We start from the raw sequence: 25968 nt of genomic DNA on the forward strand, positions 1-25968 counted from the left end.
TGCCGATCTATCCAGTGGTCAGGCGAATCGATGCAGCAGTTCGGCGCGGGCAAGCAACTGGACATCACCGCCGACGCGGACTTCGTCGTCCTGGCCGACCTGCACGTCGAGACGGCTGGGGCGGCCCACGAAGCGACCCTGGGACAGCTGGAACAACTCGCCGCGGCGCGCCTTGCCCAGCTCCACCAGGTAGGCCGCGACAGGGCCGGCAGCACTGCCGGTGGCAACGTCCTCGATGATCCCGACGCCGTCCCAGGTGCGGCCCTCGCGATTATCCACATCCAGTACGAAGACGAAGGCGGCGTTGAGTTTTGCCAGCTCGGCCGTCAGATCCGTGCGCTGGCGCACGCGGCCCATTGCTTCGCTGCGCACTGGCAGCAGCAGGTAGGGCAGGCCGGTGCTGACCACGGCCGCCGGATAGTCGGCCAGGTCCTCGGCGTTCAGCGAGAAGGCTTCGGCGAACCAGCGGCGCGCCTCGTCATCCAGCACGGTGCCGAAATCAGCCGCGCCCTGGTTCATCTCGGCGTGGAAGCCTGTGCCCCGGCGGCGGGTGGCAACCTTCACGGCTTTCGCCGGCAGCTCTAGCGTCCAGTGTTCTTCCTCTCCGCGCTGGTGCAGGTGGTGAAGCAGAGCAGCGGCTCCCAGGACCGGGTGGCCAGCAAACGGCAGTTCCTCGTCGACGGTGAAGATGCGCGCCGAATGGGTGTCCAGCGTGGCCGAGGGGAACAGGAATATCGACTCGAACTGACGCAGTTCCTGGGTCAGCGCCAGCAGGGTCTGGGCGGGTATGCCGCGGGCGTCGGGGAACACCGCCAGGCCGTTGCCGGTGAGCGGTTGGTCGGCGAAGACGTCGAGCTGCCAGTACTGTTGCGCGGACATGGGCCTCCAGATACCGCTCTTGAGCGGCGTAAAGAAAAACTCGACAGCCAGCCTAGCGAGCTATATGTTCGCCGACAAGAAAGCGCAGGTCACAGCGCCGTGCTTTCCAGGCCACCGCAGTGGCCGGCGTCGCTCGGACGGTTCCGGGCGCCTACGTTAATCAGAGGACACCATGACTGAACCCCGTTCAGCTCGTCGCTTTGCGCGCATCGATCGCCTGCCCCCCTACGTCTTCAACATCACCGCCGAACTGAAGATGGCCGCCCGCCGCCGTGGCGAGGACATCATCGACCTGTCCATGGGCAACCCGGACGGGGCCACGCCGCCGCACATCGTCGAGAAACTCTGCCAGGTCGCCCAGCGCGAAGACACCCACGGCTACTCCACGTCCCGTGGCATTCCGCGCCTGCGCCGCGCCATCTCGCACTGGTACCGCGACCGCTACGAGGTCGAGATCGACCCGGAAACCGAAGCCATCGTCACCATCGGTTCCAAGGAAGGCCTGGCGCACCTGATGCTCGCCACCCTGGACCACGGCGATACCATTCTTGTGCCCAACCCGAGCTATCCGATCCACATCTACGGCGCGGTGATTGCCGGCGCGCAGGTGCGTTCGGTGCCGCTGGTGCCGGGGATCGACTTCTTCAACGAGCTGGAGCGGGCGATCCGCGAATCGATCCCCAAGCCGAAGATGATGATCCTCGGCTTCCCCTCCAACCCCACCGCGCAGTGCGTGGAGCTGGATTTCTTCGAGCGCGTGGTCGACCTCGCCAAGCGCTACGACGTGCTGGTGGTGCACGACCTGGCCTACGCGGACATCACCTTCGATGGCTGGAAAGCGCCGTCGATCATGCAGGTGCCCGGCGCCAAGGACATCGCGGTGGAGTTCTTCACCCTGTCCAAGAGCTACAACATGGCCGGCTGGCGCATCGGCTTCATGGTCGGCAACCCGGAGCTGGTCTCGGCCCTGGCGCGGATCAAGAGCTACCACGACTACGGCACCTTCACCCCGCTGCAGGTGGCGGCCATCGCTGCGCTGGAAGGCGACCAGCAGTGCGTGCGCGACATCGCCGACCAGTACCAGAAGCGCCGCGATGTGCTGGTGAAAGGTCTGCACGAAGCCGGTTGGATGGTGGAGAACCCCAAGGCCTCCATGTACATCTGGGCGAAGATCCCCGAGCCCTATGCGCACCTGGGCTCGCTGGAGTTCGCCAAGAAGCTGCTCAAGGACGCCAAGGTCTCCGTATCGCCCGGCATCGGCTTCGGCGACTACGGCGATGACCATGTGCGCTTCGCCCTGATCGAGAACCGTGATCGCCTGCGTCAGGCCGTGCGGGGGATCAAGGCGATGTTCCGTGCCGACGGGCTGTTGCCGGCCAAAGCCGAATGACGAGTGTGTGAATGAAAAAGGGCGACCCAATGGTCGCCCTTTTTGTTTGGAGTCCCCCACCCCATCCTGCTCGCGGAGCATTGCCGCGCGGGAACCTGGAGAGTGCCCCGCGCGCCGGAAGCCCCATCCCACCTCCGCCAGCGCTCAGGGGTGAGGGATAGCCCTGGCGTCAGTGTGCCGGGTAGTCGGCGATCACTTCGCGCTGACCGCTCCTGGTCAGCCCGACCACCTGGTAAGCGTCGTGCCGGTCGCCCATTTCCATGCCCGGCGAGCCCATCGGCATGCCCGGCACGGCGGCGCCGATCAGGTCGGCACGCTCACGCAGCTTCAGCACATCGGCTGCCGGCACGTGGCCCTCGACGAATTTGCCGTCGATCACGCCGGTGTGGCACGAGCCCATGCTGTGCGGGACGCCGAGTTTGGTCTTCACTGCACTCATGTCCGCCTCGACGTGGTCGTTGACGGTGAAGCCGTTGCTTTCCAGGTGCTTGATCCAGTCCTTGCAGCAGCCGCAGTTGGCATCGCGGTGCACGTCGATGGACAGCGGCTCGGCAGCCTGGGCGGCGCCGGCGACGAGGGCGGTTAGCAGAAGCAGGGTGCGCATGGTTGGAACCTCGAAATTCGAACGCGATTGAGCATACTCCCCAGTGTACCCGGCCCCCACCCGGTGTTTGTTTCCCCATATGACGCGCTTGCCCGAACTTGCCGCGCCGTGCGGGGTCTTTAGCTGATCGGTGGTGCGTCCGCGACTCCCGGTCGCAGGTCTGGACGCTCGGCAATGGCTGCATGGCCAAGGAGAAATCGGATGCTCTTCGCCCGTCTCGTCCTGCTGGTCCAGGCTCTGGTCTGGGGTGGCCTGGGATTGCTCTACTGGATTCGTCCCTATGAGATGGCCAACCTCAGCGGCATGTTGCTGATGGAGCCGTCGTCGGTGAGCGACGCTCGCGTGTTCTATGGCGGCCATCAGTTCGCCCTCGCGCTGTTCCTTGTCTTTGCCCTGCGTCGCCGCCTGCTGGTGCGGCCGGCGCTGATCCTGGTGATCCTGGTGCAACTGACCCTGACATTGTCGCGCCTGCTGATCGCCTGGACCGAAGGGGGCATGGAGTGGGACGCACAGCTGGCCGGCGTGGTCTACCGCGGAGTGATTTCGGCGCTGGCGATCTTCGCTCTCTACTGGTTGGAGCGGCAGTCGCGTAATCGCCAGGTGGTGGTGCGCGAAGAGCCGGAGCCCGAGGAGCGCAAGGCCGACTTCGAGGGGTTGTGAGTTCGGATGAGTGGCGTCGCCAGCAAGCAGCGGCGCTGCCGGGCCGACCCCGCTCCGTGCTATCGTATTGATTTTGCGGTAGCAGCAGCGGAGCCAGCATGAAGTTCGTCCATCAACGTGAACACCTCAACGAAGGCGATCTGGTCGTCATCGAGTGTTCCATGACCTGCAACATCCGCCTGATGACCGATGCGAACTTCCGCAGCTTCAAGAACGGTGGCCGCCATTCGTACCACGGCGGCGCCTTCGACCGGTTCCCGGCCAAGATCAAGGTGCCCAGCACCGGCAACTGGAACATCACCATCGACACCGTCACTCGCCGCGCCATCAGCGTCACGCGCAAGGCCGACTTCAAGTACAGCATCAAGTTCGTGCGCAAGTCGCCGTCGAACTTCAGCTGATCCTCAGTTCCCCGCCTGTGCGGGGAAATCCTTCAGCAGGCGGGCGATGCCTTCGTCCACGGCCTGCTGGGTGATCTTCGGGTCGTGCAGCTGGCGCGCCACTTGTGCCTGGTACAGCACCTGCCCGGTAGCCTCGTCGAGAATCCTCAGCGCCAGGCGCGCCTGTTCCTGATCGGTGAACTGGGTCTGGGTCATCACGCCCGCGCTGGTCGCCACCGGTCGCTGGACGATACCGGTCTGGCTGTCCAGGCCGACGGCATAGATCACCCGTAGCTCTCCCGAGCCTTCCTTGAATTCATAGCCCTTGGCTTCCAGCGCGCGGCGTACGGCGAGATCGAAGCGATCCTCCAGATCCTCGCGGTGGCCCTGCGCGCGTACGGCCTGGATGAAGAAGGTGCTTTGTCGGCCATTGGCGGCGGGGGAGACGCTGATATCGGCGGGGTCGCTGCCGGCACAGGCGCTCAGCAGCAGGAACAGCAGGGGAAGGATCAGGCGGGACATGGGCGTGCCTCTTGTCGTTGTTCCGCAAGCCTAGCTGCAGAACCCGGAGGCGCCGCCCAACCCTAGGTTGGGCGGCCCGTCGTGGTAGCGGGGGCTCAGCGGCGGGTCAGCAGCACGCCGGCTTCCATGTGGTGCGTGTAGGGGAACTGGTCGAACAGGGCGCAGCGGCTGACCTGGTGGGTGTCGTGCAGCTGGGCGATGTTCTGTGCCAGGGTCTCCGGGTTGCAGGAGATATAGAGGATGTTGTCGAAGCGGCGGGTCAGCTCGCAGGTGTCCGGGTCCATGCCGGCACGCGGCGGGTCGACGAACACGCTGCCGAACTCGTAGGACTTCAGGTCGACGTCAGCCAGGCGGCGGAACGGGCGAACCTCGTTGAGCGCCTGGGTCAGCTCCTCGGCGGAGAGGCGCACCAGGGTGACATTGTCCACGGCGTTGTCGGCCAGGTTGGCCAGTGCGGCGTGCACCGATGTCTTGCTGATCTCGGTGGCCAGCACCTTGCGCACGCGGGTGGCGAGCGGCAGGGTGAAGTTGCCGTTGCCACAGTACAACTCCAGCAGGTCGTCATCGCGCTGGCCCAGGGCTTCGTAAGCCCAGTTGAGCATCTTCTGGCAGACCTCGCCGTTAGGCTGGGTGAAGGCGCCCTCCGGTTGGCGGTAGCGGAAGGTGCGGCCGGCAACGGTCAGCTCCTCGCTGACGTAATCACGTCCCACCACCAGGCGCTTGCCGCGCGAGCGGCCAACGATGCTCACGCCCAGTTCGGCGGCCAGCTTCTCGGCGGCGGCCTGCCAGGCGGCGTCCACCGGACGGTGGTAGCAGAGGGTGATCAGCGCGTCGCCCGCCAGGGTGGTGAGGAACTCCACCTGGAACAGCTTGTGGCCCAGCGTCGGCTCGGCCCAGGCGGCCTTCAGGCGCGGCATCAGCTCGTTGATGCGCTGGCTGGCGATGGGGAATTCCTCGATCAGGATCGGCGTGTGCTTGTCGCCCTGCTCGAACATCGCGTAGTGGCGGGCCTCGCCCTCGCGCCACAGGCGGAACTCGGCGCGCAGGCGGTAATGCTCACGGGGCGAGTCGAACACCTCCGGTTCCGGCGCGGCGAAGGGAGCCAGCAGCTCGCGCAGGCGTGCGGCCTTGTCGGCCAGTTGGCTGTCGTAGTGGGAGGGATCGAAACGCGGACTGCTCATGGGGAACGCTCTTCAAGGGGCCCGGACTCGCTGGGCCGCTTTTCATTAAGGACAACTCGAAACTGTCGGGACTCGCGAGCTAGGTCAGACAAGGCGCCAGGTCGATTCGGAAGCGGAGTTTACGGCTGTAAATGAGCATTCCGGATTGACCTGGCAACGCAGTATGGCCGACGCGCAGCAGCCCCCTTCACTCAAGCGTTGAACCAGCCCAGCTTGATCACGAAGAGAATCGACAGGATCACCAGCGCCGGGTTCAGTTCGCGGAAGCGGCCGGACAGCAGCTTGCAGGCGGTCCAGGTGATGAAGCCGAAGGCAATGCCGTTGGCAATGGAGAAGGTCAGCGGCATGGCCAGGGCGGTCACTACCACGGGGGCGGCGACGGTCAGGTCGTCCCAGTCGATCTCGGCCAGGCCCGAAGCCATCAGCACGGCGACGAAGAACAGCGCCGGGGCGGTGGCGAAGGCCGGCACATTGCCCGCCAGCGGGGCGAAGAACAGCGCCAGCAGGAACAGCACGGCGACCACGATGGCGGTCAGGCCGGTGCGGCCACCGGCGGAAACGCCCGCCGCCGACTCGATGTAGCTGGTGGTGGTGGAAGTGCCCAGCAGCGAGCCGACCATGGCGGCGGAGCTGTCGGCGATCAGCGCGCGGCCCATCTTCGGCATGTGCCCGTCCTTGCCCATCAGGCCGGCGCGCTTGGCCACGCCGATCAGGGTGCCGGAGTTGTCGAACAGGTCGACGAAGAGGAAGGCGAAGATCACGCTGAACAGGCCGATGTCCAGCGCGCCCTTGATATCCAACTGGAGGAAGGTCGGCGCCAGCGACGGCGGCATCGATACCACGCCGCCGAACTGGGAGACGCCGATGGCGATGGAGATGAAGGTGACGACCAGGATGCCGATCATCACCGCGCCGGTCACGCGGCGCGCTTCCAGGGCGACGATCAGGATGAAGCCGAGGATCGCCAGCAGCGGTGCGGGCTTGGCGAGATCACCCATGCCCACCAGGGTGGCCTGGTTGGCAACGACGATGCCCGACTCCTTCAGCGCGATCAGCGCGAGGAACAGGCCGATGCCGGCGGCGATGGCCGAGCGCAGGGCCAGCGGGATGCTGTTGATGATCCACTCGCGGATGCGGAAGATCGAAATGATGAAGAACATGCACGCGGAGAGGAACACCGCACCGAGCGCCACTTGCCAGGTGTGGCCCATGTGCAGGACCACGGTGTAGGTGAAGAAGGCGTTCAGGCCCATGCCGGGAGCCAGGGCGATCGGGTAGTTGGCGATCAGGCCCATCACCGCCGAGCCGATGGCGGCGGCGAGGCAGGTGGCGACGAAGATCGCGCCTTTATCCATGCCCGTCTCACCGAGGATGCTCGGGTTGACGAAGAGGATGTAGGCCATGGTCAGGAAGGTAGTGATACCCGCCAGGATCTCGGTGCGCACATTGGTGTTGTGTACCTTGAGTTGGAACAGCTTTTCCAGCATGTTTGGCTCCCCGTGACGCTCTTGCGCCGTTATCGTTCTGGCCGGGAAAAGCAAGGTACATGCCCAGGTGGGCCCTGCGCCTTTTCTTGTGGCCGGCAAAAGGCGCGCATGATACCAGCTTGCCCTGAGCCGGAGAATTTCTGACCGGACCGCCAGCATCCGTTCGTCTGCAAGCTTAGTCGCGGGTGCCGACCAAGGGAGTGCAACTTGTGCGCTGACGGTGGTCTGATCCTTCATAACCCTGGCCCGCCCGGGCCGCTCGATCCGATTCGCAGTCGATGAAACGCTCTATTCCGATCCTCCTCGCCTCATTGTTGGGCGCCTGCGCCGGTGCACCGCCGTCGGCGCCGCAGCACACCTTCGATGTCCACGCCCTGGCCGAGAAGCCCACGGCCAGTACCCGCACCCTGGCCGACCCGCAGGGCAAGGCGGTGCTGCTGGAAACCCATCCGGTGTTGACCCAGCACGATGTGCAGCGCGCCGAGCTGGCCAGCGTGGCTGACGGCAAGCCGGCGGTGCGGGTGCTGTTCACCCCCGAGGCCAGCCTGCGCCTGGCCAGGCTGACCGAGGATGAGCAGGGCAAGGCCCTGGCGGTGGTGATCGACGGGCAGCTGCGACTGCTACCCCAGGTGACGCGGGTGGTGACGGACGGCCAGGTGATGCTCAAGGGGTTTGCCAGCCAGGCGGAGGCGGAGACGCTGGTGCGGCGACTCAACGACTTGCGGGATGTGCCGGTGCAGCCGGAGCAGGGGGGCCGGAGGGCAACCCTGATGTGACCTCGCCGGGCTTTACCCGGTAGGGGGGAATCGCTGTAATAGCGGCTTTACATTCCGATGGATCGGGCAGTGAGGCGACCGGGTTCGCTGTGCCCCGCAAGGAGAGCGCCAGAATGATTGTCGGCATTGACCTCGGCTCGACCAACAGCCTTGTCGCCGTTTGGCGCGATGATGCCCCGCAGTTGGTGGCCAACGCCCTGGGGAGCGTGATCACGCCCAGTGTGGTCGGGCTGGACGAGCAGGGCCAGGTGCTGGTCGGCCAGGCCGCCCGCGAGCGTCTGCAGACGCACCCACAGCTGACCGCGGCGCTGTTCAAGCGGCACATGGGCAGCGCCCAGGAAATCAGCCTCGGCACTCGCCGGTTCCGCCCCGAGGAACTGTCCGCGCTGGTCCTGCGCAGCCTCAAGGAAGATGTCGAGCGGGCTTTTGGCGAGCCGGTCGAAGAGGCGGTGATCAGCGTTCCCGCCTATTTCAGCGATGCCCAGCGCAAGGCGACGCGGATCGCCGGCGAACTGGCCGGGCTGAAGGTCGAGAAGCTGGTCAACGAGCCCACGGCGGCGGCGCTGGCCTACGGTGTTCACCAGAAGGACCGGGAGACCTCGTTCCTGGTATTCGACCTGGGCGGCGGCACCTTCGACGTCTCGATCCTCGAGCTCTTCGAAGGGGTGATGGAGGTTCGCGCCAGCGCCGGTGACAACTTCCTCGGCGGCGAGGATTTCGACGCCGCGCTGGTGCAGCATTTCGTTTCCAGCCTGCGTCAGGACAAGGCCTTTCCCGAATTCGACGCGCCCGGCCTGCGCAACCGCCTGCGCTGGGAAGCCGAGCGTGTGCGGCACGCGCTCGGGCAGCAGGCGAGCGCGACCTTCAGCCTGGCCCACGACGGCCGGCAATGGGAGCTGACGCTGACCCAGGATGACCTGCAGCGTCTCTGCACTCCACTGCTGGAGCGCCTGCGCGGCCCCATCGAACGGGCCCTGCGCGATGCGCGCATCCGCGTCGCCGATCTGGACGAAATCCTGCTGGTGGGCGGTGCCACGCGCATGCCGCTGATCCGCAAGCTGGCGGCGGGCCTGTTCGGGCGCTTCCCGGCCATGCAGATCAACCCGGATGAGGTCGTCGCGCTGGGCGCTGCGGTCCAGGCGGCGCTCAAGCAGCGGGCGGCGGCGCTGGAGGAGGTGGTGCTGACCGATGTCTGCCCCTACTCGCTGGGCATCGAGACCACGGCGCAGTTCGGACGGATGTACGAGGCTGGCCATTACCTGCCGATCATCGAGCGCAACTGCGTCGTGCCGATCAGCCGGGTGAAGACCATCCAGACGCTGCACGACAACCAGACCCATGTGCTGCTGAAGATATTCCAGGGTGAAAGCCGCATGGTGAAGGACAACATCGCCCTGGGCGAGTTGAGCATTGCCGTTCCGCCGCGCTCGGCGGGCGAGGTGGAGCTGGATGTGCGCTTCACCTATGACAACAACGGCATCCTCGAGGCGGAAGTGAAGATCCCCGCCACCGACGAGGTGCACAGCCTGGTGATCGAGAAGAGCCCTGGCGTGCTGTCGCCGGAGGAAGTGCGCCGTCGTCTCGCCGAACTGGCGCAGTTGAAGGTCCATCCCCGCGAGCAGTTGGTCAACACTGTGCTGCTGGCGCGCCTGGAACGCCTGTATCAGGAGCACCTGGGCGAGGTGCGGGAGATGCTTGGCAGCATGGCTGGCAGTTTCCAGCAGGTGCTGGCGACCCAGGATCTGCAACGCATTGAGCTGATGCGCGCGGACATCGCACAACGACTCGACGAGCTGGAACGCTCACCCTGGCAATAAAAGGAAGTACTCATGAGCTGCTGGGAAATTCTCGGTCTCGAGGAAGAGGCCGATGAGCGCGCCATCAGGCGCCAATACGCACGGCTGCTGAAGTCCACCCGACCCGATGAGGACCCCGTCGCCTTCCAGGCGCTGCGGGAAGCCTACGAGCAAGCGTTGTGCTGGGTGCAATGGCGGGCCGGGGCGGGAGAGGGGGCAAACGAATCCCTCATCGAGGCCGTGGATGCGGGCGATCTGGTGGTGGCCGTTCGGCCGGTGGTTGAGCCTGTCGCCCCGGTGGCGGAGGTCGATCAGCGGCTGGGTCAACTTGCTGAGCTGCTGGCGGACCTGCAACCTTCGCTGCTCACCGAGCGTCGCCTGAAGGCCGAAAAGATCGGACTGGCGGTGGAGTTCGAGCGTGGCGTGCTGCGCGAGTGCCTGAAGGCGGAGTGGGGCTCCTATCTGCGCGATGCCGCCTGCGCCGAGTATGGCTGGCTGGAGATGCGCGAAGCGCCCGCTCTGAGCGCCGCCGAACGGTTGCCTGTATATGAGCGGATAGTGGATGCCCACCTCGCCAGCCTGCGCTCGCTGCACAATCGTGGCGAACCGGGAGAGCTAATCGAAGGCTTGAAGACACTGCTCAATCAGATCTGGCTGCAGAGCTACGACGGCCGGGCGCTGCTGGAGCGCGCGGTGGTGTCGATGCTGCTGGAGATGCCCTTCTGGTCCTGTGACACCCTGGATCAGGTGGCTGCCGTGTTCGCCTGGCAGGAAGGCCAGCGGGAAGCAAATTGCCCTGACTATCAATGGCGCGAACTGTTGGAGCGCTGGGATGCCGAGCGTTACTACGCGCGGGTGCTGGACAACGCCAGACGCTGGGAACTGACGGCAGAGTGCCGGGCCGCCCGGCTGGTGCTTGCGCCGATGGATAGACTTCAGCGGCGTCGTTTCATGTCTGACTTCGGAGAAGAAGAACGGCAACACGGCACGACCATCGCCAGGGCGTTCGTCTATCGCTATCCGCACTTGCAGGAGCGTCTGCCTGGTGCACCGCTGGATGAGGACTTCTGGCGTGACCTGGAGCAGAGCGGACCATGGGTAGGGCGAACTCCTGTGTTGTGGGGTGCCCTCCTGGTGTTCTGCGGCCTAACTGTGGCTCCGGCCGAGTTGGCCAAGCAGAATCCGGATTATGGGGTTCTGCTCATCGGCCTTCCCGTGGTGTCAATCGTCCTGGCCTGGGTGCTGAACCGGGTGATCGGGTGGTTCCAAGGGATGAGCGGCAACGCGCTGGCCAAGCTCGACTACCGCTTGAGTGGCTTTTTGCCGGCGAGCTGGCACCAGCATGGCGCGGGTATCCATCCGCTTTGGCATGGTGCAATCAGCTATGTGCTGGCCCTGGCTGTTGGCGGGGCTTCGGGGCTGAGGCTGCCTGACTTGTGGTTGCAGGCACTCATCATCGCGCCGGGAATGCTGCTGAGCCTGCACTTGTTCAAGTACTTCAGCCTCATTGGGAGAGTCACCGGACTGCTGGCGAGGCTATGGTCGCGCTACCAGCGTTACCTGCATATCGTTGTACTCCTGTTCATAGCCCTGACTGTCGTGGCGGCGATGGTGCTCAAGAGCGCGAGTGAAACCAAACCCAGATATCAGACAGAGGCCGAGATCGCCCGCTACTGCCAGGAGGCGAAGAATCACGGGGATATCCGCTGTGTCCTGCGTGATGCGGCAAACTCGCCGCCGGCCAGCGGAGACTGAGCCCATGAAAAAGCCCGGCATCTGCCGGGCTTTTTCGTTTCGCGGTTCGCGGGTTCGGCTTAGGCGCCGTAGACCGGGAACTTGGCGCAGATGGCCTTGACCTTCTCGCGCACGCCGTCCACCACGGACTCGTCGCCCATGTTGGTGAGGATGTCGCAGATCCAGCCGGCCAGCTCGCGGCACTCGGCTTCCTTGAAGCCGCGGGTGGTGACAGCCGGGGTGCCGATACGCAGGCCGGAGGTGACGAACGGGGAGCGCGGGTCGTTCGGCACGCTGTTCTTGTTCACGGTGATGAAAGCGCGACCCAGGGCGGCGTCGGCGTCCTTACCGGTGATGTCCTGCTTGATCAGGGACAGCAGGAACAGGTGGTTCTGGGTACCGCCGGAAACCACGTCGAAGCCGCGCTCGATGAACACGCTGGCCATGGTCTGGGCGTTCTTCAGGACCTGCTGCTGGTAGGCCTTGAACTCGGGCTGCAGGGCTTCCTTGAAGCATACGGCCTTGGCGGCGATCACGTGCTCCAGCGGGCCACCCTGGGCGCCCGGGAAGACGGCGGAGTTCAGCTTCTTCTCGATCTCTTCGTTCTTGCGAGCGAGGATCAGGCCGCCGCGCGGGCCGCGCAGGGTCTTGTGGGTGGTGGTGGTGACCACGTCGGCGAACGGCACCGGGTTCGGGTAGACGCCAGCGGCGACCAGACCGGCCACGTGGGCCATGTCGACGAACAGGTAGGCGCCCACTTTGTCGGCGATGGCGCGGAAGCGGGCGAAGTCCAGGACCTGGGAGTAGGCGGAGAAGCCGGCGACGATCATCTTCGGCTTGTGCTCGACGGCCAGGCGCTCGACTTCGTCGTAGTCGATCAGGCCGGCGTCGGTGATGCCGTACTGCACGGCGTTGTACAGCTTGCCGGAGGAGGAAACGCTGGCGCCGTGGGTCAGGTGACCACCGTGGGCCAGGCTCATGCCCAGGATGGTGTCACCAGCCGACAGCAGGGCCAGGTAGACGGCGGCGTTGGCCTGGGAGCCGGCGTGCGGCTGGACGTTGGCGTAGTCGGCGCCGAACAGCTCCTTGGCGCGGTCGATGGCCAGCTGCTCGACGACGTCGACGTACTCGCAACCACCGTAGTAGCGCTTGCCCGGGTAGCCTTCGGCGTACTTGTTGGTCAGCACCGAACCCTGGGCTTCCATCACCGCCGGGCTGGTGTAGTTCTCGGAGGCGATGAGCTCGATGTGCTCTTCCTGGCGCTGGGCTTCCTGCTCCATCGCGGCGAAGAGTTCGGCATCGTAGCGGGCGAGGGTCAAATCACGGCTGAACATGGCGGTCCTCTTAAGGATCGGGTGCTGGGGAAAGGCGCGCATTCTAACTCAAGGCGCCGGTGCTGGCACATGAAAGGCGGTCATGTGGCTGACAAGCGGGGTTCAAGGCCAGGATCGCGGGAGAGACGAGCGGCAGAGTGGGGTGGATAGCCGCTTGTCGAAGGTGCAGGATGAATACGCCATCCTGCAAGGGCGCTCGCCTGCTGCGCCGTGCGGTCAGCCGAGCAGGAACAATGCGTTGCTGGCGAACAGCGCGGCGAACTGGTCCGCCGGCACCGGGCGGCCGAAGAGGAAGCCCTGCACCTCGTCGCAGCCGTGTTCGCGCAGGAACTCCAGTTGCTCATGGCTCTCCACGCCCTCGGCGATCACCATCAGGTTCAGGCTGTGGGCCATGGCGATGATGGCGCGGGCGATCTGCGCGTCCTGTTCGCCGTGGGGCAGGCCGTCGACGAAGCTGCGGTCGATCTTCAGTACGTCGATGGGGAACTGCTTGAGGTAATTGAGCGAGGAGTAACCGGTGCCGAAATCGTCGACCGCGATCGCCAGGCCCAGACGTTTCAGGCCCTGAAGTATCTGCATCGCCTGGGAAACATCGCTCATCAGGATGCTTTCAGTCAGCTCCAGCTCCAGGCAGGCCGGGGCGATGCCGGTGTCGGCGAGGATGCTGGCGATGCGTTCGCCCAACTGGCCGTCGGCGAACTGCCGGGCCGAGAGGTTCACGGAAATCTTCGGCACCCGCACCTTGTCGCGGTGCCAGGCTCGCAGTTGCAGGCACGCCTGCTCCAGCAGCCAGTCGCCGACCTGGGCAACCAGGCCCAGCTCTTCCAGCACCGGGATGAACTCCGTCGGCGGAATCAGCCCGCGCTTGGGATGCTGCCAGCGCAGTAGCGCCTCGGCGCCGGTCAGGCGGCGGCCGTCGCCGGTGAACTGTGGCTGGTAGTGGAGAATGAATTCTTCCTGCTCGATGGCCCGGCGCAGGTCGCTTTCCAGTTCCAGGCGCTCCAGGGCGCGGGCGTTCATCTCGGCCTGGTAGAACTGGAAGTTGTTCTTGCCCATCTCCTTGGCGTGGTACATCGCGGTGTCGGCGTTCTTCATCAACTGGCTGAGCTCGGCGCCGTCCTGCGGCGAGAGCGCCACGCCGATGCTGGCGGTGACGAAGAACTCGCGGCCTTCCAGGGTGAAGGGGCGGGCAAGGCTGGAAAGAATCTGCTCGGCCACCTGGATCGCCTGCCGGAGCGCCTTCTCGCGGTCCTTCTGGCCGGGCAACAGCAAGGTGAACTCGTCGCCGCCCATGCGCGCCACGGTGTCGTCGTCGCTGACGCAATGGCTCAGGCGCTCGGCCACTTCCTTGAGCATGCGGTCGCCGGCGGCGTGGCCGAGGGAGTCGTTGATCGGCTTGAAGCGGTCGAGGTCGAGGAACATCAGCACGACCCACTGCTGGTGCCGTTCGGCCTGCAGCAGGGCGGTGTGCAGGCGGTCCTGGAACAGCGTGCGGTTGGGCAGGTGGGTCAGGGCGTCGTAGTACGCCAGGCGGTGGATGCGTCGCTCGCTGGCCTTGCGCTCGCTGATGTCGCTGAAGAAGCAGACGAAGCTGACCAGATCGCCCTCATCGTCGTGCACGGCGGTGATGCCGACCCAGCTCGGGTACAGCTCGCCGCTCTTGCGCTTCTGCAGGATTTCGCCTTCCCAGCTGCCGCTCTTGCGCAGGCTTTCCAGCACGTGCTTGAGCTGGTTGGCCTCCTGGCGGTCGGCGGTGAGCAGGCGCGGCAACTGGTCCAGCACCTCTTCGGCGGAATAGCCGGTAAGGCGGCTGAAGGAGTCGTTGATCTGCACGATATAGCCGGCGGGGTCGGTGACCATGATCGCCGCGGTGGAGTGCTCGAATACCGTGGCCGCCATGCGCATCTCGCGCTCGGCGCGGCGCTGCTGGCTGACGTCGCGGGCGACGCCGAGCAGCCCCTCGAAGCGGCCATGGTCGTCCCACATCAGGGCGATGCGCAGTTCCACCGGGATCTTGTGGCCGTCGGCGTGCAGGCAGTCGAGGCTGAACAGCTGCGGTTCGGCGCTTTCGCGTAATTCGGCCAGGCGCTTGGGCTCGCCGATGGCGCCCTGTACGCGGTGCAGCAGCTCCTCCAGGCGCTCCAGCTGCGCCGGGTTGGCGGCCACCTGCTGGAAGCCGTTGGCCAGCACCCATTCCGGGCTGTAGCCGAACACCTGCTGGATCGATGGGCTGATGTAGTTGAGCTTCACCTGGGCGTCGGTGGAGAGGATGACGTCGCTGATGCTCTCGGCGAGCATGCGGTAGCGGCGCCCGCTCTCACGAAGGGAGTTGTGTGCTTCGACGGTATCGGTGATGTCCTTGGCCACGCCGATCAGGCGGGCCACGCGGCCGGTGTCGTCGCGGGTCAGGGCCTGCTCACGGATGTCGAACCAGTGCCAGGAACCGTCGCGATGACGCCAGCGCAGCTGGCTGTCCAGCAGCAGGCCATCGCCGACGACCTGTTGCAGGTTGCGCACGCGCCAGTAGTACTCGACATCGTCCGGGTGCAGCACTTTTTCCCAGAAGCGTTCGCCCATGTCGCGCAGCTCGTCGCCGCTGTAGCCCAACTGGTAACCGAGGTTGTGGTTGGTGAAGATCACCCGGCGGGCGGCGATGTCGTGGATGTACAGGGTGTCGGGCACCGCGCGCACGGCATCGGACCAGAACTTTTCGCGCTCGATCAGCGACAGCTCGACCTGCTTGCGGCTGGTGATGTCCGACAGGCTCAGGGTGACGGCGTGGAAGTCCTGGATCATCTCCGGAACGCGCAGTTGCAGCCACAGATGGCGCTGCTCGCCCTGGCGGGTGGTGATGCAGGCTTCCAGTTCGACCATGCCCTGGCCGTGCAGCACGGCTTCGAGCACTTTGCTGCGCACGCCGTCCGGGCGCATCCCGGCGCTGCCGATCAACACCTGCCAGGCCTGTTCGGTGTTGGTGACGCGCATCAGGCGTTTGGCGACATTGTTGATCTCGGTGATGCGCACTTGGCGCAGCAGCCAGGGCAGGCGTTCGGGCTGCGAGGCGATCCAGTCGCGCAGGTCGCTCTGCCGGCGCAGGTTGAGATCCACCAGGCTCTGGCGCAGGGCGGAAAGGTCGAGCACGCAGAGGGCGACGCCGACGCCGTCGAAGATGTCCTGGTAGCGTCGGCGGGTTTCCTCGAGGATGTGCAGCGCCTGCTGTTCCTCGGTGACGTCGCGCAGTACCCAGACCTGTCCGCCCTGGGGCAGGTTGCCACGCAGGACCCAGGTCTGCTCCGCGACCAGGGGGCTGTCGTCCAGCGAGTGATGGCTGACGGCGAACAGGCGTGCCTGGCCGGCATCATTGACGCGAACCAGCTCGGAGCCGTTGTCCGCCGAGGTGTCGCTGCTGGCCAGCAGGCCGCCAAGACCGGGTAGCAGTTCCAGCAGGTGGTGCTCGCCGGCTTTGCCGGCGGCGATGCCGAACAGTTGCTCGGCCTGTGGATTGAGGTAGGCAAGGCGACCGTCGGCGCGGGTCACCAGCACCCGCTCGTCGATGGCGCCAAGGGCCTGTGCAGCCTGGCGCAGGCTCTGTTGCGACTCTACGGTCAGCGCTCGCAGGTTCTGTTGCTCGCGTTGCAGGCGCAGCAGGGCGGCGCCGGCGATGCCGGCCAGCACCAGCAGCAGCGCCAGCTCACCCCCCAGGCGCGGTAGCAGGGTGGCGCGGATCTGCCGGTCGTCGAATTGCGGGCGCAGTTGCCAGTCGGTGTTCTGGATCTCCAGGCCGTCCAGGCTCTGCGCCTGCTCCAGCGGCGAGGCGGCGGACAGCGGGCCGGGACGGTAGCCGCTGGAGCGGCCGAGGACCTTCTGCTGGACGCTGTCGACCAGTATCCAGTCCGGCGACTCGGGGCGGATCTGTGCCGCCCAGCCGCGCCGGGCGATTTTTTCGTCGAGGCGGATGACGCTGTCTTCTTCACCGGGCTCGGTGGCCTTCAGCCAGACATAGAAATGCCCGCCGTTCTCCTCGCTGAATGCATAGTGATAAGGCTGCTGTGCACTGCGCTGACGCAGGGCTTCGATGAATGCCGTGTCCTTGATGCTGCTGGCGGAGTCGCTCAGGGGGGCGCCACCGGCATCCAGCCTCACCAGGCTGTGGAAGGACGGATAGATGTGTTTGAGTCCGGTGATCAGCGTGGCACGGATGTCGCCGTGGTCGCGGGAGAGCTCCTGCTGCAGCAGGGCCTGGGCCGCCACTGCCTTGAGCTCCAGGGTCAGGGAGATCCGCTGGGCCATCTGTTCGCCGTGCAATACCACCCGCTCGCGCTCGAAGCGCTCCTGGCTGCGGAGCTCCTGGTGCAACTGCCAGCCCAGCAGACCGAGCATGAACAGCACCAGCAGCACCAGGGCTGTCCGGGTCGCCACGCGGCCAGGCCTGACCAATGCGTCCGGAAGGGTACGGGGAGAAATAGACACGGACTTAGGGACCTGGGGCGATACGGCTGAATTCGGCGCAGGCTAGGATGCCCGGAAAGGCGGCTAAGTGCCAGTATGGCCGACGAGCGTCGTTTGCCCTTCCCGACTCATTCCGGTAGCTTTGCCGCACGCGCGCGTGATGTACGGCCAGAGTTCGGGGCATAAAGTACATCCCCGCAGAGTCCCGCGCGAAGGGCCGTCCATCGGCCGTTCGCGCCCTCCGGTGGCCCACGGTGCCACCGTTCCGGCCCGAAGTGCCGGCGCTGCCGTCGTCCGTTCCGGCCATCCCGATCGTCAATTCATCCCAGAAGTCAGGTATCCATGGCTCAATACGTCTACACCATGCACCGGGTCGGCAAGGTCGTGCCGCCCAAGCGTGAAATCCTCAAGGACATCTCCCTGTCGTTCTTCCCCGGCGCCAAGATCGGCGTGCTCGGCCTGAACGGCGCGGGTAAATCCACCCTGCTGCGCATCATGGCCGGCGTCGACACCGAGATCGAAGGCGAAGCCCGCCCGATGCCGGGCATCAATGTCGGCTACCTGCCGCAGGAGCCCAAGCTCGACCCGCAGGCCACCGTGCGCGAGATCGTCGAGGAGGCCGTCGGCCAGATCAAGGCCGCCCAGGCTCGCCTGGACGAGGTCTACGCCGCCTACGCCGAGCCGGATGCCGACTTCGACGCCCTGGCCGCCGAGCAGGCCAAGCTGGAAGCCATTCTCCAGGCTTCCGACGGCCACAACCTGGAGCGCCAGCTGGAAGTCGCCGCCGACGCCCTGCGCCTGCCGCCGTGGGACGCCAAGATCGAACACCTCTCCGGTGGTGAGAAGCGCCGCGTGGCGCTATGCCGCCTGCTGCTGTCCGCGCCGGACATGCTGCTGCTGGACGAACCGACCAACCACCTGGACGCCGACTCTGTCGCCTGGCTGGAACACTTCCTCCACGACTTCCCCGGCACCGTGGTGGCGATCACCCACGACCGCTACTTCCTCGACAACGTCGCCGGCTGGATCCTCGAACTGGACCGTGGCCACGGCATTCCATTCGAAGGCAACTACTCCGGCTGGCTGGAATCCAAGGCCAACCGCCTGGCCCAGGAAGCCAAGCAGGAAGCCTCCCACGCCAAGGCCATGAAGGCCGAACTGGAATGGGTGCGCCAGGGCGCCAAGGGCCGCCAGGCCAAGTCCAAGGCCCGCCTGCAACGCTTCGAGGAACTGCAGTCGCAGGAATTCCAGAAGCGCAGCGAGACCAACGAGATCTACATCCCGGCCGGTCCGCGCCTGGGCGACAAGGTCATCGAACTGCACAACGTCACCAAGGGCTACGGCGAGCGCGTGCTGATCGACAACCTGTCGCTGAGCATCCCCAAGGGTGCCATCGTCGGCGTGATCGGCGGCAACGGCGCGGGCAAATCCACCCTGTTCCGCATGCTGACCGGCAAGGAGCAACCGGACTCGGGCACCATCGAGATCGGCGAGACCGTGCAGATCGCCAGCGTCGACCAGAGCCGTGAAATCCTCGAAGGCAACAAGACCGTATGGGAACAGGTGTCCGACGGCTTCGAGCAGATCAAGATCGGCAACTACGAAGTCCCGTCGCGCAGCTACGTCGGCCGCTTCAACTTCAAGGGCGGCGACCAGCAGAAGTTCGTCAAGGACCTCTCCGGTGGTGAGCGTGGCCGTCTGCACCTGGCCCTGACCCTGAAGCAGGGCGGCAACGTGTTGCTGCTCGACGAACCGTCCAACGACCTCGACGTGGAAACCCTGCGTGCGCTGGAAGAAGCGCTGCTGGACTTCCCCGGCGCCGCCATCGTGATTTCCCACGATCGCTGGTTCCTGGACCGCATCGCGACCCACATTCTCTCCTACGAGGACGACGGCAAGGTGACCTTCTTCGAAGGCAACTACACCGAGTTCGAAGCCGATCGCAAGAAGCGCCTGGGCGACGCAGCCTCGCAGCCGCACCGCGTGCGCTACAAGAAGCTGGCGTAAGCCACTTCGCCATGAAAACGGGGCCTTCGGGCCCCGTTTTCATTTCTGTGCCTTATTCAGCGACTGCGCTTGAGATCGTCCAGGGTGCGCCGTTGCTCCTCCAACTGGCGCTGCAGTGTGTCGATTTGCCGCGCCTGGTCCTGCAGTGTGCGCTGCTGCTCCTCCAACTGCCGCGACATGCGTTGCAGGTCGTCGGTGCTGAAGTTCGACTTGTGGATCACTTCGCTATCGAATGTATCCGCGACCACCAGGGCGCCGGACTCGGTGAAGTTGCCCAGTTTCATGGCCGCCTGGGCGGGCAGGGCGAAGGCACAGGTGAGAGCGGCGAGGAGCGCGAAGGGGCGTGCGTGCATCGGAATCATCCTGGAGGGGTTGCGTTGTTTGAGTGCAACTTTATATTGATTTTGTATACAAAAATCTGGTTTTCTGCTGGTCCGGCAGCGGTGGGATTTATATTTTTGCACCATAAAGATTCATAAAAGCGTCACGCTGCACTATCTGAGTGCGGCTTGGGTTGTTAGAGTCTGCCGGCAAAAAGCATCACATAACCAGAAAAGTACCGGTGTAGACATGACGCAATCCGTTGACTCGTTCCTCGAGCGCCTCAAGCGGCGCGACCCCGATCAGCCCGAGTTCCACCAGGCGGTGGAAGAGGTGCTGCGCTCCCTCTGGCCCTTCCTCGAAGCCAACCCGCATTACCTGCAGGCCGGCATCGTCGAACGCATCGTCGAGCCCGAACGCGCGATCCTGTTCCGCGTGCCGTGGGTGGACGACGCCGGGCGAGTGCGGGTCAACCGCGGTTTCCGCATCCAGATGAGCAGCGCCATCGGCCCATACAAGGGCGGCCTGCGCTTCCACCCTTCGGTCAACCTTGGCGTACTGAAGTTCCTGGCCTTCGAGCAGGTCTTCAAGAACTCCCTGACCTCGCTGCCCATGGGTGGCGGCAAGGGCGGCTCGGACTTCGATCCGAAGGGCAAGAGCGACGCCGAAGTCATGCGCTTCTGCCAGTCGTTCATGAGCGAGCTGTTCCGTCACGTTGGCGCGGACCTCGACGTACCGGCCGGTGACATCGGCGTCGGCGCCCGCGAGATCGGCTACCTGTTCGGCCAGTACAAGCGCCTGTCCAACGAGTTCACCTCGGTGTTGACCGGCAAGGGTATGTCCTACGGTGGCAGCCTGATCCGCCCGGAAGCCACCGGCTACGGCTGCGTGTACTTCGCCCAGGAAATGCTCAAGGCCCGCGAGAGCGGCTTCGACGGCCAGCGCGTGGCCATCTCCGGTTCCGGCAACGTGGCCCAGTACGCCGCGCAGAAGGTCATGGAGCTGGGCGGCAAGGTGATCTCGCTGTCCGATTCCGAAGGCACGCTGTTCTTTGAAGCTGGCCTGACCCTGGAGCAGTGGGAAGAAGTCATGGAGCTGAAGAACGTCCGTCGCGGCCGCCTCAGCGAGATGACCGGCCCCGGCCTGCGCTTCATTGCCGGTGAACGTCCGTGGTCGCTCGCCTGCGACATCGCGCTGCCCTGCGCCACCCAGAACGAGCTGGACGCCAACGACGCGCGCACCCTGCTGGCCAACGGCTGCATCTGCGTGGCCGAAGGCGCGAACATGCCGTCCACCCTGGAGGCTGTGGATATCTTCCTCGAGGCCGGCATCCTCTACGCACCGGGCAAGGCTTCCAACGCCGGCGGCGTCGCCACCAGCGGCCTGGAGATGAGCCAGAACGCCATGCGCCTGGCCTGGACCGCCGGTGAGGTGGACCAGCGCCTGCACGGCATTATGCAGAACATCCACCATGCCTGCGTCGCCTACGGCGAGGAGAATGGCCGGATCAACTACGTGAAGGGCGCCAACATAGCCGGCTTCGTCAAGGTGGCCGACGCGATGCTGGCCCAGGGCGTCGTCTGACCGCTCAACCAGCAGGAAGAACGGGCCCTATGGGCCCGTTTTTCTTTTCGGTCTCATGGTGGCCGAAGATGAGCTCCGTGCCTATGCATCACCCTCACCCCGGTCATCTCCTTCAGGGTGAGGGGCCGTTGGTCTCAAGGAGGTCTTGACGCTCGCGCTCAATCCTCTGGCTTCGGGGTAGTTGCCGTGCTTGTCGGTAGCAGTGGGTATTCCACCTTCGGCTGTTTGCCGGTGGCGGTCTTGAGGAAGGCGACGATGTCGCCGATTTCTTCCGCGTTGAGCTGCTTGCCGAGCTGAGCGGTGCCCATGATCGCTACAGCTTCCTCCAGGTCCCAGACCTGCCCGCTGTGGAAGTACGGCGCGGTCAGGGCGATGTTACGCAGCGGCGCAGCGCGGAATACGTACTGGTCATTCTGCGTCTTGGTCACCTCGAAGCGACCCAGGTCGCCGGTGGGCAGGATCTTGCCGTCGGGCTTCTTCACCAGCCCGAATGGGAAGTACGCCTGACCGCCCAGGTTCACGCCGTTATGGCAGCTGATGCAGCCGGCGCTCATGAAGGTCTGCAGGCCTTTCTTCTCCTTCGCGTCGAGGGCGGTTTCGTCGCCCTTGAGATAGAGGTCGAAGCGCGAGTCCGGGGTGATCAGGGTCGACTCGAAGGCCTGCAGCGCGCGGGCCATGTTGTCGAAGCTGACCGCCTGCTTCTCGCCAGGGAAGGCTTTTTCGAAGGAGGCGACGTACTTCGGCATGCTGCGTAGCGTGGCCTCGACATTTTTCGGCGAGTTGTGCATTTCCACCGGGTTCTGCACCGGGCCCTTGGCCTGTTCTTCCAGGTCCTTGGCGCGACCATCCCAGAACTGCGCGACGTTGAAGACCGCATTGAATACGGTGGGCGAGTTGCGTGCGCCCTTTTGCCAGGCATGGCCTTTGGAGGTGGGCACGTTGTCGGCGCCACCGGTACCGATGTTGTGGCAGGTGTTGCAGCTGATCACATGGCTGGCGGACAGCCGCGGCTCGAAGAACAACTGCCGGCCCAGCTCGACCTGGTTCGGGTCGAGCTTGTCGCTGGGCTGTTCGGGGATCGGTTTGAAGATGCTGTTGGCTTGGTCGCGCAGGGGGTCGGCATCGGCATGGGCTGCCGCCGTGCTTACCGCCAGCAGCAGGCTGCCCAGGGTCAGTTTGATGGGCTGCATGTGGAGTCTCCTTTTCTCAGGCTTCGGTGTTTTTCCGAGTCCAAGGAGAGGCCAGCGCGCCAGCCGCCGGCTTGACCGAAATCAAACGGGCGTTCATGCCGTCTGTGGAATGTTGACGCAGTCTCAGTTTTCCCGCAGGGCTCGGCCGAGCGCGCGGTCCTTCTGTTGCTCCCAGTCGCGGTCCCGGTCGCTGTTGCGCTGCTCTTCGTACTGCTGGCGCTCCTGGCTCACGCGCATCGCCTGGCATTGCTGGAAGCCGTCGTTCCAGCCCAGCGCGTATTTGGGTTCGTCCAGGTAGCGCGGCACGTTCTTGCGGTACTCACCAGTAATCGCCCCAGCCGCCTGGCGACCGCTGCCGCAGCCGTCGTCATAGCCGTCGGCGTAGGCGGGCGGATAGCCCTGGGCGATAAGGGTTTCGTGGGTGGTTTCGCAGCCGGCGAGCAACGCGGCGCAGAGCAGGGCGAGGGCGGCGCGGTGCGCCATGGAGACTCCCATGTGCCGGGGAGGCGGGCACACGCGCCGGGTAGGGTGATTGGGCGGCACTCTATCCGGCGTTTGGTGAGGAAAGCGTCAAGCTTGCGTGATACGGATGTGCTGGCCGGTTGTCGCCCGTGCCGTGCAGTCGATGCGCACCGGCAGGAAGGCTTCTACCACTGCGCGATTGCTCAGCAGGTGATCGCTCAGCGCTGGCGTGGTGAAACTGCCACCGCCGGCCAATGCCATGGGCAGTAGCAGCTGGTCGGCGAGGTGCTCCTCGACGCTGGTGCCGCTGCGGCGCCATTCGTCCGCCTGGCGCAGCGCCTGACTGGCGACGCGCTCGGCGCTGACCCCGGACTGGCCGAAGGCGCAGAACACCAGGCTCAGATGCTCGCACTCGATTTCCAAAAGCAGCGCATTGCCCGGGCCCTGATCCTCCGGCAGGCGGACGACCTGAACGGAAGCGGCGTGCCAATCCTGATGCCGCTTCACCTTCTCCAGTTCGCGGTCCGCCACGTGGCCGGGGATGGCGGCCAGCACTGCACGGGCCGAGCGTGAGCGTTCGGCCCCCGCATCCGGCAGATGCAGCGGTTGCAGTTCACCTGGCATCACGCGCACCGCCAGTTCACCACCGCCCGCCGGCATGAAACCATGGCGCAGCAGTTCTAAGTCCACCTTCGCCCCCATGCGCCGCAGCAGCGGCAGCCAGCTGCGCTGGATGAAGTCCGCCGGTGGCGCCAGCGGGTTGTGCGTGCCGCCGCTGATCGCCAGGCTGCTGGGGCCATCGGCGAACAGCAGGGCGGGCAGCAGCGTCTGCAGCACCAGCACGGCACTGCCCGCGCTGCCGATGGCGAAGCGGTAGTCACCGCCGCGAATCGCGCCGGGGCGGAAGGTCAGGCTGCGCGAGCCCAGCTCGCCGCCTTCCACCGCCGCGCCGCAGATTTCCGCCGCCGCGCGCACCGCCGTCAGGTGCTGGCGCAGCAGTCCCGGCCGCGAGCGCCGGCCACGGATATTGACGATGCGCAGCGCCTTGCCGGTGATCATCGACAGGCTCAGCGCGCTGCGCAGGATCTGCCCGCCGCCTTCGGCGCCGTCGAGTTCGATCAGGTCGCTTTTCATCTTTCGTGTTTCCTTACTTGCTCGCGCAGGAAGCGATCCAGGCGTTCAGTGTTGTGGCAACCGCCGCGGGGCGCGCCGAGGTTTTCCGCGCGCTGCAGCTCTTGCTCGATCAGCCGGTGCAGGGCCGGGCGCGCCGGGCCGTATTCGGCCTCGACCGCCTGACGCTTGAGCACCAGCAGCTCCTCGACTTCGGCGCGCTGCGCGGCATCGTCGAGAGTTGCCTCCATCAGTGTCTCGAAGACCATGGGCGGCATGCCCAGGCCCTGGTCGATCCATCGCACCGCCAACAAGGGTCGCAGCACGTAGAGGTACTTCTTGTAGCGAACCTCCTCTCCCTGCAGGTAGCCACGAAAATTCTTCTTCGCCATCGACAGGTAGTGCGCCCGTGCGGCAGCGGGCGAGTAGAAGTCCCGTCCCAGTTGGCGCAGGCCCTCGGATGTCGCGGATTCACAGCGATACACCAGCGGTGAGTCCAGCCACTCCAGCAGCGTCGGGTTGGATTTGCGCAGCAGGCGCAGCGTCTTGCGCAATTCCCAACCGCTGAGGTCCAGCTCGTCGGTCAGCGGGCGCTCCAGAACGTCGCGCGGCTCGTCCACACGCAGGTACCAGTCCGGTTGCTGCACATAGACGAAGCGTACGTCGTAATCGCTGTCCGGAGAGGCGAAGCCCCAGGCGCGGCTGCCTGATTCGCAGGCGTAGAGCACGGTGACTTCGTGCTCCTGTTCCAGTCTTGTCAGTTCCTCCAGTACTCGCTCGCGCATGGCGTCGGGTAGTGGATGGCGGTCTTCCTTGTTCATGTTCTTGTTCCTTGTCTTGCAGTCGAGGTGGGCGGTTTGCGCCCGACTCGCTTTATCCCTTCACACACACCACCTGACGCAGGGTGTGCAGCACTTCTACCAGCTCGCGCTGGGCGTCCATCACGGCGTCGATGTCCTTGTAGGCCATCGGGATCTCGTCGATCACATCCGCATCCTTTCGGCACTCGACGTGGGCGGTGGCGCGCACCTGGTCCTCGATGCTGAACAGCTTCTTGGCCTTGGTGCGGCTCATGGTCCGGCCGGCGCCGTGGCTGCAGGAGCAGAAGGCTTCCTCGTTGCCCAGGCCGCGGACGATGAAGCTCTTGGCGCCCATCGACCCCGGAATGATGCCGAGCTGGCCCTTCTGCGCTGACACCGCGCCTTTGCGCGTTACCAGTACCTCCTCGCCGAAGTGGCGTTCCTTCTGCACGTAGTTGTGGTGGCAGTTCACCGCTTCCAGGCTGGCCTCGAACGGCTTGCGGATCACCTGCCGCGCCGTTGCGATCACGGCGCGCATCATCAGTTCGCGGTTCTGCCGGGCGAAGTCCTGAGCCCAACCGACGGCTTCCACGTAGTCGTCGAAGTGCTGGCTACCTTCCTCGAAGTAAGCCAGGTCACGGTCGGGCAGGTTGGCGATGTGCTGGCGCATATCGGCCTGGGCCAGTTCGATGAACAGGTTGCCGATGGCGTTACCCACACCGCGCGATCCGCTGTGCAGCATGAACCAGACGCGGTTGGCTTCGTCGAGGCAGACCTCGATGAAGTGGTTACCGGTCCCCAGGGTTCCCAGGTGCTTGCGGTTGTTGGTTTTCTCCAGCTTCGGGTACTTGTCGGTAATCACCTTGAAACGCCCGGCCAGCGCACGCCATGCGTCATCGGCGTGCTCGGGCACGTCTTCCCAGGCGCCCTGGTCGCGGCGGCCGAAGGTCTTGCCGTGGGGCACGGCCTTCTCGATGGCGCTGCGCAGGCCGTGCAGGTTATCCGGCAGGTCCGCGGCTACCAGCGAGGTGCGCGCGGCGATCATGCCGCAGCCGATGTCCACGCCCACGGCGGCCGGGATGATGGCGCCTTTGGTGGGAATCACGCTGCCGATGGTCGAGCCCTTGCCCAGGTGCACGTCCGGCATGACCGCCATGTGCTTGAAGATGAAGGGCATCTTCGCGGTGTTCATCAGTTGCTGTTTGGCGTCTTCTTCCACCGGCACGCCCTGGGTCCAGAGCTTGATCGGTTTGCCGTTGGCGACTTCCAGCAGTTGGAAGGTTTTCTCTTTCATGTCCGTTT

20 protein-coding genes and 1 pseudogene are annotated in these 25968 nt (G+C 65.3%); 8 read left to right on the plus strand and 13 right to left on the minus strand.

Annotated elements, in window-relative coordinates; translation table 11 throughout:
- Nucleotides 1-18: 18 nt before the first annotated feature.
- Nucleotides 19-879, minus strand: coding sequence for a PhzF family phenazine biosynthesis protein (locus GJV37_RS14790; protein ID WP_193452690.1), 861 nt, complete (start codon nt 877-879; stop codon nt 19-21).
- Nucleotides 880-1051: 172 nt separating this feature from the next.
- Here GJV37_RS14790 and alaC point away from each other — a divergent pair, with 172 nt between their 5' ends.
- Nucleotides 1052-2269, plus strand: coding sequence for an alanine transaminase (gene alaC, locus GJV37_RS14795; RefSeq protein ID WP_170859245.1), 1218 nt, complete (start codon nt 1052-1054; stop codon nt 2267-2269).
- Between the two features lie 169 nt (nt 2270-2438).
- Here the strand turns inward: alaC and GJV37_RS14800 are convergent.
- Nucleotides 2439-2890, minus strand: a pseudogene (locus GJV37_RS14800) (DUF411 domain-containing protein).
- Between the two features lie 184 nt (nt 2891-3074).
- Here GJV37_RS14800 and GJV37_RS14805 point away from each other — a divergent pair.
- Both GJV37_RS14805 and GJV37_RS14810 read left to right on the plus strand, forming a co-directional pair.
- Nucleotides 3075-3533, plus strand: a complete 459-nt coding sequence (locus tag GJV37_RS14805) for a DUF4345 family protein (protein ID WP_024763055.1) — start codon at nt 3075-3077, stop codon at nt 3531-3533.
- 98 nt (nt 3534-3631) lie between these two features.
- Nucleotides 3632-3934, plus strand: a complete 303-nt coding sequence (locus GJV37_RS14810) for a DUF1883 domain-containing protein (RefSeq protein ID WP_024763056.1) — start codon at nt 3632-3634, stop codon at nt 3932-3934.
- Between the two features lie 3 nt (nt 3935-3937).
- On the opposite strand, the gene GJV37_RS14815 is transcribed toward GJV37_RS14810, so the two are convergent.
- The 3 genes from GJV37_RS14815 to GJV37_RS14825 form a co-directional block, all read right to left on the minus strand.
- Nucleotides 3938-4435, minus strand: coding sequence for a DUF4136 domain-containing protein (locus tag GJV37_RS14815; RefSeq protein WP_065084202.1), 498 nt, complete (start codon nt 4433-4435; stop codon nt 3938-3940).
- Nucleotides 4436-4530: 95 nt separating this feature from the next.
- The gene (gene trmA / locus GJV37_RS14820) at nt 4531-5616 is read right to left on the minus strand and encodes a tRNA (uridine(54)-C5)-methyltransferase TrmA (RefSeq protein ID WP_024763058.1); all 1086 of its coding nucleotides are present in this window, start codon (nt 5614-5616) and stop codon (nt 4531-4533) included.
- Nucleotides 5617-5807: 191 nt separating this feature from the next.
- A complete protein-coding gene (locus GJV37_RS14825) occupies nt 5808-7103 on the minus strand; it encodes an NCS2 family permease (protein WP_170859247.1) in 1296 nt (431 codons plus the stop codon).
- A 278-nt stretch (nt 7104-7381) separates the two neighbouring features.
- On the opposite strand from GJV37_RS14825, the gene GJV37_RS14830 reads away from it, so the two are divergent.
- The 3 genes from GJV37_RS14830 (at nt 7382) to GJV37_RS14840 (ending at nt 11430) form a co-directional block, all read left to right on the plus strand.
- Nucleotides 7382-7879: a SecDF P1 head subdomain-containing protein gene (locus tag GJV37_RS14830; RefSeq protein WP_170859248.1), complete on the plus strand. Its 498-nt coding sequence runs from the start codon at nt 7382-7384 to the stop codon at nt 7877-7879.
- 113 nt (nt 7880-7992) lie between these two features.
- Nucleotides 7993-9696 carry a molecular chaperone HscC gene (locus tag GJV37_RS14835; RefSeq protein WP_170859249.1) on the plus strand — a complete coding sequence of 568 codons (1704 nt, stop codon included), beginning with the start codon at nt 7993-7995 and terminating at the stop codon, nt 9694-9696.
- Between the two features lie 12 nt (nt 9697-9708).
- Nucleotides 9709-11430 carry a J domain-containing protein gene (locus tag GJV37_RS14840; protein WP_170859250.1) on the plus strand — a complete coding sequence of 574 codons (1722 nt, stop codon included), beginning with the start codon at nt 9709-9711 and terminating at the stop codon, nt 11428-11430.
- Between the two features lie 59 nt (nt 11431-11489).
- On the opposite strand, the gene glyA is transcribed toward GJV37_RS14840, so the two are convergent.
- Nucleotides 11490-12743 (minus strand): serine hydroxymethyltransferase, encoded by a 1254-nt coding sequence (glyA, locus tag GJV37_RS14845; protein ID WP_024763060.1) that lies wholly within the window; start codon nt 12741-12743, stop codon nt 11490-11492.
- A 216-nt stretch (nt 12744-12959) separates the two neighbouring features.
- Nucleotides 12960-17123, minus strand: a complete 4164-nt coding sequence (locus GJV37_RS14850; protein WP_170859284.1) for a GGDEF and EAL domain-containing protein — start codon at nt 17121-17123, stop codon at nt 12960-12962.
- Nucleotides 17124-17534: 411 nt separating this feature from the next.
- Between GJV37_RS14850 and ettA the strand changes: the two genes are divergently transcribed.
- Nucleotides 17535-19199 (plus strand): energy-dependent translational throttle protein EttA, encoded by a 1665-nt coding sequence (ettA, locus tag GJV37_RS14855; RefSeq protein WP_024763062.1) that lies wholly within the window; start codon nt 17535-17537, stop codon nt 19197-19199.
- Nucleotides 19200-19255: 56 nt separating this feature from the next.
- Here ettA and GJV37_RS14860 read toward each other — a convergent pair whose 3' ends face one another.
- Nucleotides 19256-19552 carry a prefoldin domain-containing protein gene (locus tag GJV37_RS14860; protein WP_240157957.1) on the minus strand — a complete coding sequence of 99 codons (297 nt, stop codon included), beginning with the start codon at nt 19550-19552 and terminating at the stop codon, nt 19256-19258.
- Nucleotides 19553-19769: 217 nt separating this feature from the next.
- On the opposite strand from GJV37_RS14860, the gene gdhA reads away from it, so the two are divergent.
- Nucleotides 19770-21104, plus strand: a complete 1335-nt coding sequence (gene gdhA, locus GJV37_RS14865; RefSeq protein WP_024763064.1) for an NADP-specific glutamate dehydrogenase — start codon at nt 19770-19772, stop codon at nt 21102-21104.
- Nucleotides 21105-21262: 158 nt separating this feature from the next.
- Here gdhA and GJV37_RS14870 read toward each other — a convergent pair whose 3' ends face one another.
- From GJV37_RS14870 to GJV37_RS14890, 5 genes are all read right to left on the minus strand, one after another.
- Nucleotides 21263-22294 carry a cytochrome-c peroxidase gene (locus GJV37_RS14870; protein ID WP_193452691.1) on the minus strand — a complete coding sequence of 344 codons (1032 nt, stop codon included), beginning with the start codon at nt 22292-22294 and terminating at the stop codon, nt 21263-21265.
- Between the two features lie 123 nt (nt 22295-22417).
- On the minus strand, nt 22418-22777 hold the full coding sequence (locus tag GJV37_RS14875) for a hypothetical protein (RefSeq protein WP_193452692.1): 360 nt from the start codon (nt 22775-22777) through the stop codon (nt 22418-22420).
- A gap of 87 nt (nt 22778-22864) precedes the next feature.
- Nucleotides 22865-23890, minus strand: coding sequence for an RNA 3'-terminal phosphate cyclase (gene rtcA / locus GJV37_RS14880; RefSeq protein WP_037012711.1), 1026 nt, complete (start codon nt 23888-23890; stop codon nt 22865-22867).
- Nucleotides 23887-24687, minus strand: a complete 801-nt coding sequence (locus GJV37_RS14885) for a nucleotidyltransferase domain-containing protein (protein ID WP_193452693.1) — start codon at nt 24685-24687, stop codon at nt 23887-23889. Before GJV37_RS14885 ends, rtcA begins: the two co-directional genes overlap by 4 nt.
- A 52-nt stretch (nt 24688-24739) precedes the next feature.
- Entirely contained in the window at nt 24740-25960 is a 1221-nt protein-coding gene (locus GJV37_RS14890) for an RtcB family protein (RefSeq protein ID WP_193452694.1), read from the minus strand.
- Nucleotides 25961-25968: the final 8 nt, after the last annotated feature.

Origin of the sequence: Pseudomonas nitroreducens, assembly GCF_010994165.1 — a bacterium.
Lineage (GTDB): Bacteria > Pseudomonadota > Gammaproteobacteria > Pseudomonadales > Pseudomonadaceae > Pseudomonas > Pseudomonas nitroreducens.

Bases quoted from the DNA above. Each gene is read 5' to 3' on its own strand.
- GJV37_RS14840 (WP_170859250.1), top strand. From the start codon at position 9,709: ATGAGCTGCTGGGAAATTCTCGGTCTCGAGGAAGAGGCCGATGAGCGC.
- GJV37_RS14885 (WP_193452693.1), bottom strand. From the start codon at position 24,687: ATGAACAAGGAAGACCGCCATCCACTACCCGACGCCATGCGCGAGCGA.
- trmA (WP_024763058.1), bottom strand. From the start codon at position 5,616: ATGAGCAGTCCGCGTTTCGATCCCTCCCACTACGACAGCCAACTGGCC.
- GJV37_RS14815 (WP_065084202.1), bottom strand. From the start codon at position 4,435: ATGTCCCGCCTGATCCTTCCCCTGCTGTTCCTGCTGCTGAGCGCCTGT.
- GJV37_RS14875 (WP_193452692.1), bottom strand. From the start codon at position 22,777: ATGGCGCACCGCGCCGCCCTCGCCCTGCTCTGCGCCGCGTTGCTCGCC.
- GJV37_RS14810 (WP_024763056.1), top strand. From the start codon at position 3,632: ATGAAGTTCGTCCATCAACGTGAACACCTCAACGAAGGCGATCTGGTC.
- alaC (WP_170859245.1), top strand. From the start codon at position 1,052: ATGACTGAACCCCGTTCAGCTCGTCGCTTTGCGCGCATCGATCGCCTG.
- GJV37_RS14830 (WP_170859248.1), top strand. From the start codon at position 7,382: ATGAAACGCTCTATTCCGATCCTCCTCGCCTCATTGTTGGGCGCCTGC.
- GJV37_RS14870 (WP_193452691.1), bottom strand. From the start codon at position 22,294: ATGCAGCCCATCAAACTGACCCTGGGCAGCCTGCTGCTGGCGGTAAGC.
- GJV37_RS14835 (WP_170859249.1), top strand. From the start codon at position 7,993: ATGATTGTCGGCATTGACCTCGGCTCGACCAACAGCCTTGTCGCCGTT.
- GJV37_RS14890 (WP_193452694.1), bottom strand. From the start codon at position 25,960: ATGAAAGAGAAAACCTTCCAACTGCTGGAAGTCGCCAACGGCAAACCG.
- gdhA (WP_024763064.1), top strand. From the start codon at position 19,770: ATGACGCAATCCGTTGACTCGTTCCTCGAGCGCCTCAAGCGGCGCGAC.
- ettA (WP_024763062.1), top strand. From the start codon at position 17,535: ATGGCTCAATACGTCTACACCATGCACCGGGTCGGCAAGGTCGTGCCG.
- GJV37_RS14825 (WP_170859247.1), bottom strand. From the start codon at position 7,103: ATGCTGGAAAAGCTGTTCCAACTCAAGGTACACAACACCAATGTGCGC.
- GJV37_RS14790 (WP_193452690.1), bottom strand. From the start codon at position 879: ATGTCCGCGCAACAGTACTGGCAGCTCGACGTCTTCGCCGACCAACCG.
- GJV37_RS14850 (WP_170859284.1), bottom strand. From the start codon at position 17,123: ATGCTCGGTCTGCTGGGCTGGCAGTTGCACCAGGAGCTCCGCAGCCAG.
- rtcA (WP_037012711.1), bottom strand. From the start codon at position 23,890: ATGAAAAGCGACCTGATCGAACTCGACGGCGCCGAAGGCGGCGGGCAG.
- glyA (WP_024763060.1), bottom strand. From the start codon at position 12,743: ATGTTCAGCCGTGATTTGACCCTCGCCCGCTACGATGCCGAACTCTTC.
- GJV37_RS14860 (WP_240157957.1), bottom strand. From the start codon at position 19,552: ATGCACGCACGCCCCTTCGCGCTCCTCGCCGCTCTCACCTGTGCCTTC.
- GJV37_RS14805 (WP_024763055.1), top strand. From the start codon at position 3,075: ATGCTCTTCGCCCGTCTCGTCCTGCTGGTCCAGGCTCTGGTCTGGGGT.